Raw genomic sequence first — 9,557 nt, 5'->3', positions numbered from 1 at the left:
CTGCATGCGTTGCTGACGGCGCTGAAATCGCCGGACGACGCCATCGACTGGGACACGCTGCTGCCCTGGAAAATCACCCTACCTTAAACCCCACGACCGAACACTGTGGGGATTTAACGACGCTTACATTTGTGGTAGGTGCCAACGTAGACAGCAGGTGTGGTGGTCGTAATGCTCATAGAAAATCCTCCGTAGTCGATGTCGTCTGTGTTCCGGCTTACGCCGTGCCGACACGACAGCCGGGCGAAAAGCGGAGGATGCAAGGGCGTCACCGAAGCCGCAGCGCAGTAAAAAAGCAGGAGCAGGCTGGACGGTTTGACGGCGAAAATTGAGCCGGAAAACGACGGGAAGACGGCGGATAATGCCTTTTAAATAAACTGCGACCGGGTGAAGGTGACGGCGTTTACGCTCCCCTTGCATCAGCCGCGGCCCGGCTATAGTAGAGGCACGGCGTTTGCCGCAGGCGACACATGTCCTCCCTCACCGCGAAGCTGGAACAACGTGGAAGGTGAGCACATAAAGCGGAGCGCCCGCGCGACATCCGAATACCGTCTAGCCATGATGGCTTCATGGTCGAGAGAAACTTTGGAATACGTTTCAAATACACAAGTATTTTAAAATAAATACTTGTGTATTACATTTGTAATGCTATAGTGATCCTACAAGGCAGACTGACTGCTTTCACCAAAACGTAATACAATAGTATTTCATTGAGAGAGGAATTCCCGATGACTGAAGTCCCTGCGCAATCCTTACTTACACCACTGTCCAATACATTAGCCAGAATAGTTGCCATCATGAACAACAAAGGCGGGGCAGGTAAAACCTCAACGATAACGAACCTCGCCATGACACTAGCGCGAGCTGGACGTCGTGTACTGTTGATTGATGGAGATCAGCAAGCCAATTCCACAGAGGTGATGGCCAACGGCAAAAAATACTACGCACAATACGGCCATACTATTTGCGATTTATATAACAATCCCCGCTTCAACATTCTCGATGCCATCATTCCCGCCGTAAGCGGTGAAGAGGTCATAAACAATCTGTTTATCATTCCATCCGATCCGTCTTTTGAACGCGTAATGGAAAATTGCCTGACCCGTCATCATCGGGAAAAAATTCTGTTCCGTCATCTGCAGTCTGTCATGGATAAATTCGACTATATCCTGATCGATTGCTCACCAGGGTTGAACTTATCCACCACGAACGCAGCGTTCATGGCAGACCATGTACTCATTCCTGTTGATGGTGGCAGTTTCGCCCTGACTGGCTTGGACGTTGTACTGGACTACCTGGACGAGATCAGGGAAACCCGATTTACCCAATTCAGCGTATTCCGTAATGAGTACAACGCTTCCAAGACAAAAATGAACACCTACCTTCACGAGCAGTTATCCAACAACGAACGAACCAAAGACAACTACCTCGAAGCCCGCATCCGGACCGATGAGAACATATCTCAGGCTCAGGTAGCCTGTGTCCCGCTTTACTTTTATAACAAAGGATCTCTGGCGCTAAACGATTACAGCGCACTGATGCGCGAACTTGAAACAGTCTTATCAAAAGAGGTTGAATAAAATGGCTAAAGGTCCCCTCACCCGTCCTGCTATGGTCAAACCAGAACCTGCCCAGGGAGAGGCGAAAACCCGCCTTTCGAACGTTAAGGTCAACCGGAATAGGACGACCAGCGAAAATCCGAAGACCATACGTATGACGCCGGCAGAAAAAATGATGTGCACCGAACTAGTCGATGAGATCCAGGATCTCACCACCAAGACAATCACTGATTCAACCGTGTTGCGTGCCGCGCTGTATCTGGCCAAAGAAGTCGGGCCGGAGAAAATGTTGGAGATGATTAAAGAGAATCTGTAATACATTAGACTTACATAAGTAATCTTTTTGAATTACAAAAAAGGAGAAGAAAGCGATGACTGCTGTTACCGTGTAGTGGCACACTGATACTGGCCACCTGATCGGAGGTGATATGCTCACCTCCACAACACGACAGGTGATCAAATGGCTAAACATTTCACGGCTGAATTTAAGCTCGAAGCTGCAAAACTGGTTGTCGACCACGGCTACACATTCGTTAAGGCCGCCGAAGCGGTTAATGTCAGCCATTCCGCGCTGACACGCTGGGTTAATAAACTCAGGCTGGAGCGACAAGGTAAAACCCCTGCGGGGCTTCCTCTCACCCCTGAGCAGCTCGAGCTGCGTGAGATGAAGAAAAAAATACAACGCCTTGAAATGGAGAACGAAATATTAAAAAAGGCTACAGCGCTCTTAATGTCGGACTCACTCAACGGTTCACGGTAGTCGACAGGCTGAGGGCGCGATACCCGGTCATCATACTGTGCCAGACTTTTAAGGTAAATCGCAGCAGCTACAGACACTGGCATGCTTCGGTCAATGAGCCAGACGGGGAGCGCATGACCAAACGCAGCCGGGTCATGGAGGCCTGGAACGCCAGCGGCGGCTCTGCCGGTGCCCGAAGCATCGCGAGCATCGTTACCCGGGACTCCGGCGTCAAAGTAGGGCGTTGGCTTGCCGGTAAGCTGATGAAAGAGCTGCGCATCGCCAGTTGTCAGGTACCAGCCCATAAGTACAAGCGTGGCGGTAACGAGCACGTTGAAATACCGAATCATCTCAACCGCCAGTTCGCGGTCACCGCACCATACCTGGTCAGGTGCGGTGATGTGACCTACAGTGTGCCCGGAGTTCAGGGCGAGCACGGATGCTCAAATGAACCACGAGTCTGTCTGGAATATTGAGCCGGTAACTCATGACGAGAAACCCAACAATCCCACCGGGTGTGACGGTGGAGAACCTGAGCGGCAGTGACCTGCGGCATGCCCGCAGGGTGATGTAACCCGCTGACAACGGGGATTGAGGCGAGATCACTAAGCCAAGATGATCCTCAAGGTTAAGTACTGAAAGGCTGAAGAACATGAACCCGTTAATCCGCCTCTGTGGGTTGAAAACGTCACCACGGCCTACGTGATCTGACAGGCCGTGCAGGAGGAACCGGCAGTGAGACGTAAGCACTGCCAGTCGAAGGTGTTTTTTTGATATGTATGCGAAACACTGGGACAGCAGCGCCCGTCACACTCGCGTTGCTGACTTCTGCCAACTTGCGGCAAGCAAGGATAAAGAGTGCGACGGGCAGCCTCCTCAGTATGTCTGAGTCCAGGCAGGTAAACCGGGGAAGGTCAGCGACGGATGTTAAGGAGGCATGGCTCCGATGACGCGCTGGCTGGCGGAGCTTCCGTAGTAGTCCGCGATGGGGAAAGCCCATTACATGGCGAAGGGAAGCAGTTTGAATGTGCTTGCGACGTGAATTAACTGGCCTAATGAGGTGAAGACCTTTGATAATCAGCGAAATGCAACGCAAGCTTGCCACATGGGCAGCCACCGATCCGTCCCGACGAATTGAACGGTTGCTGCGTCTGATAACACGACCAGAATGGCTGGCTGAAGCGGCACGGATAACTCTCTCATCAAAAGGGGCGCATACCCCCGGCGTTGATGGTGTGAATAAAGCAATGCTACTGCCCAGACTGCCTGCTGAGCTACAAATACTCAGGGATGAACTTCTCTCTGGTGATTATCAGCCCCTGCCAGCCAGACGGGTTTATATCCCTAAAAGCAACGGCAAACTGCGACCACTAGGTATCCCCGCGTTGCGGGATCGTATTGTTCAGCGGGCAATGCTGATGGCGATGGAGCCGATCTGGGAGAGTGATTTTCATACTCTCTCATATGGCTTCCGGCCTGAACGCAGTGTCCATCACGCGATCCGCACGGTGAAATTACAGCTTACCGACTGTGGGGAAACACGAGGGCGCTGGGTTATTGAGGGTGACCTGTCCAGCTACTTTGACACAGTACATCACCGACTGCTGATGAAAGCCGTACGCCGGAGGATCAGTGACGCACGTTTCATGACTCTGCTATGGAAAACCATCAAGGCGGGACATATCGATGTCGGTCTCTTTCGGGCGGCCAGTGAAGGCGTGCCGCAGGGGGGCGTAATATCGCCGTTGCTGTCGAACATCATGCTGAATGAGTTCGATCAGTATCTGCATGAACGCTATCTGTGCGGAAAAGCCAGAAAGGACCGTTGGTACTGGAATAACAGTATCCAGCGAGGCCGAAGTACTGCGGTCAGAGAAAACTGGCAATGGAAACCTGCGGTGGCGTACTGCCGGTATGCCGATGACTTTGTGCTTATTGTCAAAGGCACCAAAGCACAGGCGGAAGCCATCAGGGAGGAGTGTCGGGGCATGCTTGAAGACAGTCTGAAACTCAGGCTGAACATGGACAAGACCAGGATCACCCATGTCAATGACGGCTTTATCTTTCTGGGTCACCGGATCATCCGCAAACGCAGTCGTTACGGCAATATGCGGGTGGTATCGACTATCCCGAAGGACAAAGCCAGAAACTTCGCCGCATCGCTGACAGCACTGTTATCAGGCAACTACAGTGAAAGCAAAGTCGATATGGCTGAACAACTCAACCGAAAACTGAAAGGCTGGGCCGCGTTCTATCAGTTCGTTGATTTTAAGGCCAAAGTCTTCAGTTATATCGACCGTGTGGTGTTCTGGAAACTGGCTCACTGGCTGGCCCGTAAATACCGTACAGGTATTGCATCCCTGATGAGGTGGTGGTGCAAATCACCGAAACCGGGGCAGAGCAAAACGTGGGTTTTATTTGGTAAAACCAACCACGGTAAGCTCAGCGGTGAAATCCTGTACCGGCTGGTAGGGCAAGGCAAGAAGCTGTTCCGCTGGCGTCTTCCTGAAAGTAACCCCTATCTGAGGACGGAAGCGAGAAACACATACACATCGCGCTACACTGAAGTGGCAATGGCGTTCGCCAGCGTTTAAATGGAGAGCCGGATGCGCTGAAAGGTGCACGTCCGGTTCGGGGAGGAGAGGCGGGGAAATAGTCCGACTACGCCCTGCCTCTTACTCTACTCTGGACAGGCAAATGCTGGGCTTATCTGGCTGTGGTGCTGGATCTGTTCGCCCGTAAACCGGTGGGCTGGGCCATGTCGACGTCGCCGGACTCGGCACTGACGGTCAAAGCGCTGCAGATGGCCTGGGAGCTACGCGGTCGTCCTGCGGGTGTGATGTTCCACAGCGACCAGGGCAGCCACTATACCAGTCGGCAGTATCGGCAGGCGCTGTGGCGCTGCCAGATAAAGCAGAGCATGAGTCGTCGGGGTAACTGCTGGGATAATGCGCCAATGGAGCGGTTCTTCCGGAGCCTGAAGACCGAATGGGTGCCGACGAAGGGATACAACAGCTTCAGCGAAGCTCAAAGCGCGATAATCCGCTATGTAACGGGCTATTACAGCGCTGTGCGGCCTCACTGGTACAACGGCGGCTTGACGCCAAACGAATCGGAGCGACTGTACTACATACAGTCTAATGCGGTGGCCAGTATTAGTTGACCACTACACTCGTCGTTATTTCGCACATCAGCCAGCCGGGAAGTTCTTGAACCTGAGGTATTGCAACGTCGTCTGTTGTTATGTCTGTTTGGCCTCGGTACCAATGTAGGACTGAAACGCATTGCCAGCCAGCAACCTCGCGTCAACTATGATGAATTGCGCTACGTTAAACGGCGGTTTATTCAAAAAGATGCTTTGCGCTCAGCGATTTCACATATTGTGAACGGTATTTTCCGTATTCGTCAGCCGGCCATATGGGGGAATGCGACGACATCCTGTGCCGCAGACTCCCGGAAATTTGGTGCCTATGATCAAAATCTGATGACCGAATGGCATGCGCGCTATGGCGGGCGTGGCGTGATGATTTACTGGCATGTGGACACGCACTCCACATGTATTTATTCACAATTGCGTCGATGTTCTTCATCGGAGGTCGCTGCCATGATGGAGGGCGTTCTGCGCCACTGTACTGACATGGAGATCAACCACCAGTATGTGGACAGCCACGGGCAAAGTGAGGTGGCTTTTGCGTTCAGCGATGTTTTGGGGTTCGATCTACTGCCGCGCCTGAAAGCCATCGCCCGACAGAAACTGTATGTGTGTGAAAAGGAGGATGCATCGTTGTACCCGCACCTGACCCCAATTTTAACCCGGGGGATCGACTGGGAACTGATCGCACAGCAGTATGACGAAATAATCAAATATACAGCGGCACTTAAAGTCGGAACAGCCGAACCCGAGGCAATATTGAGGCGATTCACCCGCAATAACATCCAGCATCCAACCTATAAGGCATTGGCTGAGTTGGGCAAAGCGATTAAGACTATCTTCCTCTGCCGTTATTTGCATGATGAGTCACTGCGTTGCGAAATTAATGCGGGTCTCAACGTCGTGGAAAACTGGAACAGCGCCAATAATTTTATTTTTTATGGCGAACACGGCGTTGTTGAATAAATAGATATTATGCTGCAGGCCTACAAAAATGGCGGTCTTCCCCAACGTAAAATCAGTAGGTTAAAGTCAGAATTGGGAGATGCTCGCAATAGTGACAAGCATCTTTGACCAAAACAGGTATGTAAAAACAGCATGATTCTCTATTATTCAACAAAGCCGGCGAACACGGAGAATTTACCAGCAACCGGACTGCGGATCAGGAGCTATCTATGCTCTCATTGCACCTGTTGCAAATCAGTTTGGTCTACATCAATACACTATTGATCCAGAATGTGCTGTCAGAGCCTACCTGGCGTCAGCGAATGACCGAAGAAGACTGGCGTGGTCTGACGCCATTGATATACCACCATGTTAATCCGTATGGCCGTATCGAGTTGAACATGGATCAGCGGCTGGCATTGGCCGCCTGATGGTGTCCAAAACCGCTCGGTTTCGGACCGGTCTGATTATAAATGTACGAAAGTAAGGAAAATAACTATCGTACATGTGATATGATTCGTACAGGGATTTCGTACGGAAAAAATCATCATGTCACGTGTTTTTGCCTACTGCCGGGTCTCCACTCTGGAACAGACTACTGAAAACCAGCGCTGGGAAATTGAGGCGGCCGGTTTTGCCGTGAATCGTCAGCGATTGGTTGAGGAACATATTAGTGGATCGGTGGCGGCCAGTGAGCGAGCTGGATTTATCCGGCTGCTTGATCGTATGGAAAATGGTGATGTGCTGATTGTCACCAAACTGGATCGCCTTGGACGAAATGCTATGGATATCAGAAAAACGGTGGAGCAACTGGCGGCATTAGACATTCGTGTTCACTGCCTGGCTCTTGGGGGCGTCGATCTTACCAGTCCAGCGGGAAAAATGACCATGCAGGTGATTTCAGCGGTGGCTGAATTTGAACGTGACCTGTTGCTTGAGCGTACACACTCAGGGATCGCCCGGGCCAAGGCATCAGGAAAACGTTTTGGTCGCCCCCCGGCATTAAGCCAGGAGCAACAGAAACTGGTGGCAGAACGGCTGAATGGTGGCCACAGCATAGCAAGTGTGGCCCGTGAATTTAAAACATCAAGACAGACAATTATGAGGATCCGAGGCTCAGCAAACAATGAATAAAAAAAGAATGGAAACACGGACAGAAAACATTCTCGATGGAATGCTTGAATTGTTTGACGTCAGCTATGATGAGCTGAAGGTGACGCACTCGAATGAACTTTATCGGCTGAGAAAAAAAACCTTCAGCGACCGGCTAGGATGGGACGTAGTGTGCAACGTCGACATGGAATTTGATGAATTCGATAACCCCGACTCGCGCTATATTCTTGGCCTGTACAATGGTCAACTGGTCTGCAGTGTACGCTTTACTGGCCTTGAACAGCCCAACATGATAACTCACACGTTTCGTGCCTGTTTTGACTCAGTCCCGCTTCCTCTCGGCGGTATAGAATCGAGCCGTTTCTTTGTCGACAAAGACCGGGCGCGGCAACTGCTTGGCGGGCGCTATCCGGTCAGCCAGGTTCTGTTTCTTGCCATGATTAACTGGGCTCGTCATAACGAACGCAACGGTATTCACACCATTGTAAGCCGGCCGATGCTGACAATCCTGAAACGCTCAGGATGGCAGATCAGGACTCTTAAAGAGGCCTACCTCAGTGAGCGAGAGCGTATCTATCTGGTCTGTTTGCCGACGGCAGCCGAGGATCGGGATCAGATGGCATCGGGACTCATCAGTGAATTCGGCTACCCAGCGGCGTCTGCTATTACCTGGCCGCTGTCGCTGCCGGTGTAATAAGCTCCAGCTCAACGCCCAGTCGGATCGCCTGGCGGGCGTTGCTGACACCCAGCTTGGAGACAATATTGCCCATATGAAACTTCACCGTACTCACGGAAATACCTGCGATAGCGGCAATCTCCCCATAGGTTTTTCCCATACTGGACCAATACAGTATTTCGTTCTCCCGTGGAGTGAAGATGGGTTTTACCGTACCCACATGATGTCTTTGCCTACCGGATGAGCTCGCACCGGCAAGACGGTACATCTGTTCATTAATATCGATCAGCAATATCTGTATGGCTCCACGCTCAGACGAGAGCCGGGCTTCCAACGCCCCTTGTTCGTTGTTGGCAATGATGACCGACAACAACGCCAGGTTATTCATATGGTCATGTAACACAAAAGTGAAGCCGTTGACGATATTGTAATGCTTGGCGAGGGAAAAGATCTTAGTGAACTTCAGGTCGGACATAAGGGTAATATTTTCGTCCCATGCAAAGGAAGATGAACGCTTGAACGCGGTCAATATCACAGGATCAGTGAGTTGAAAGCTGTTGGCACGGTAGAGCTCTACCCATTCATCAGGATAACTGGAAATAATAAGCATATCTGACGGATTTTTTTTGCTGACGACTGTATAAGCGTATTCCAGCCTACCAAAAGAGGACAGTTTTCTGTCGATATGATCTCGGAGAGTTTCCGTTATGGTTTTATTTTCATTGAAGGTAGAAAACATACAGGCTCCGTAGCAGTCTGATTTTCCCTTTTAGCGATAGAACCTGAACTTAAGTATAGGTACGCATGGGACTTAAGCACAACTTACGGATCAGGAAACTCAAGCTATAATAATCCTCATTAGGCGAATGGTAAAAAAAGCCTGACTTTTCGGTCAGGTAGCTAAACCAGCCAACACCAGGGAAACTGTTCCGGTCAGACAGGATACGCAAAAAGTCGCTGCTGGCCGGGTTCTTCACTTTAACACTGCTTACGTCTCCTTTCAAATTCATCTTCGGCAACACAGCCAATTTCATCACCCTCCCCCATAGCGGTAGCACCAACGCATGAGCACTCTTGTTCGCTGACGTTAAACCACACTAACCGAGCACCTCAATAAACAAAGTGCATCAGTGAAATAACTGCAATCATTCACGCTACTGAAAGTGGATGCCACCTAAATTACAAAACATGCAGTCAATGTAGGGGGTCGCTTGGAAAAACGGGTAGAGTGAACAGTAGCCCGCCTACGGCGGGAGCTAAGATTCTGTTAGAGAGTGACTTTCTTCAACCATCGTAGCTCGCTATACTCCCGCGTATGCACATACCTCGACCAGCAAAACTCCTCTTCCAGATTGATGATGGCTGGGGCCAGTT

General features: G+C 50.9%; 7 protein-coding genes and 4 pseudogenes. 9 read left to right on the top strand and 2 right to left on the bottom strand.

Annotated elements, in window-relative coordinates; translation table 11 throughout:
- The first annotated feature begins 728 nt into the window (after positions 1 to 728).
- The 9 genes and pseudogenes from ACMV5I_RS28530 to ACMV5I_RS28490 all read left to right on the top strand — a co-directional run bounded on the left by ACMV5I_RS28530 (position 729) and on the right by ACMV5I_RS28490 (position 8,201).
- A complete protein-coding gene (locus ACMV5I_RS28530) occupies positions 729 to 1,580 on the top strand; it encodes a ParA family protein (RefSeq protein ID WP_414825858.1) in 852 nt (283 codons plus the stop codon).
- A 1-nt stretch (position 1,581) separates the two neighbouring features.
- On the top strand, positions 1,582 to 1,875 hold the full coding sequence (locus tag ACMV5I_RS28525) for a hypothetical protein (protein ID WP_414825857.1): 294 nt from the start codon (positions 1,582 to 1,584) through the stop codon (positions 1,873 to 1,875).
- 144 nt (positions 1,876 to 2,019) lie between these two features.
- A pseudogene (locus tag ACMV5I_RS28520) lies at positions 2,020 to 2,708 on the top strand (transposase); the annotation flags it as partial.
- A 675-nt stretch (positions 2,709 to 3,383) separates the two neighbouring features.
- A complete protein-coding gene (gene ltrA / locus ACMV5I_RS28515; RefSeq protein ID WP_414825860.1) occupies positions 3,384 to 4,892 on the top strand; it encodes a group II intron reverse transcriptase/maturase in 1,509 nt (502 codons plus the stop codon).
- 80 nt (positions 4,893 to 4,972) lie between these two features.
- A pseudogene (locus tag ACMV5I_RS28510) lies at positions 4,973 to 5,461 on the top strand (IS3 family transposase); the annotation flags it as partial.
- A gap of 9 nt (positions 5,462 to 5,470) precedes the next feature.
- Positions 5,471 to 6,403: pseudogene (locus ACMV5I_RS28505) on the top strand (transposase); the annotation flags it as partial.
- 170 nt (positions 6,404 to 6,573) lie between these two features.
- Positions 6,574 to 6,825: pseudogene (locus ACMV5I_RS28500) on the top strand (Tn3 family transposase); the annotation flags it as partial.
- Positions 6,826 to 6,943: 118 nt separating this feature from the next.
- Positions 6,944 to 7,528, top strand: a complete 585-nt coding sequence (locus tag ACMV5I_RS28495; protein WP_414825856.1) for a recombinase family protein — start codon at positions 6,944 to 6,946, stop codon at positions 7,526 to 7,528.
- Positions 7,529 to 7,568: 40 nt separating this feature from the next.
- Positions 7,569 to 8,201 (top strand): acyl-homoserine-lactone synthase, encoded by a 633-nt coding sequence (locus tag ACMV5I_RS28490; RefSeq protein ID WP_414825859.1) that lies wholly within the window; start codon positions 7,569 to 7,571, stop codon positions 8,199 to 8,201.
- Here ACMV5I_RS28490 and ACMV5I_RS28485 read toward each other — a convergent pair.
- Positions 8,173 to 8,922 (bottom strand): helix-turn-helix transcriptional regulator, encoded by a 750-nt coding sequence (locus ACMV5I_RS28485; protein ID WP_414825855.1) that lies wholly within the window; start codon positions 8,920 to 8,922, stop codon positions 8,173 to 8,175. The genes ACMV5I_RS28490 and ACMV5I_RS28485 overlap by 29 nt on opposite strands.
- 49 nt (positions 8,923 to 8,971) lie before the next feature.
- The gene (locus tag ACMV5I_RS28480; protein ID WP_414825854.1) at positions 8,972 to 9,217 is read right to left on the bottom strand and encodes a hypothetical protein; all 246 of its coding nucleotides are present in this window, start codon (positions 9,215 to 9,217) and stop codon (positions 8,972 to 8,974) included.
- Positions 9,218 to 9,557 lie beyond the last annotated feature (340 nt).

The organism is Serratia sp. T13T92 (assembly GCF_047530105.1).
In the GTDB taxonomy this organism is placed as follows: domain Bacteria; phylum Pseudomonadota; class Gammaproteobacteria; order Enterobacterales; family Enterobacteriaceae; genus Chania; species Chania fonticola.
Note: the sequence above shows the minus strand (reverse complement) of the source record. Positions and strands in the feature narration are given on the sequence as shown.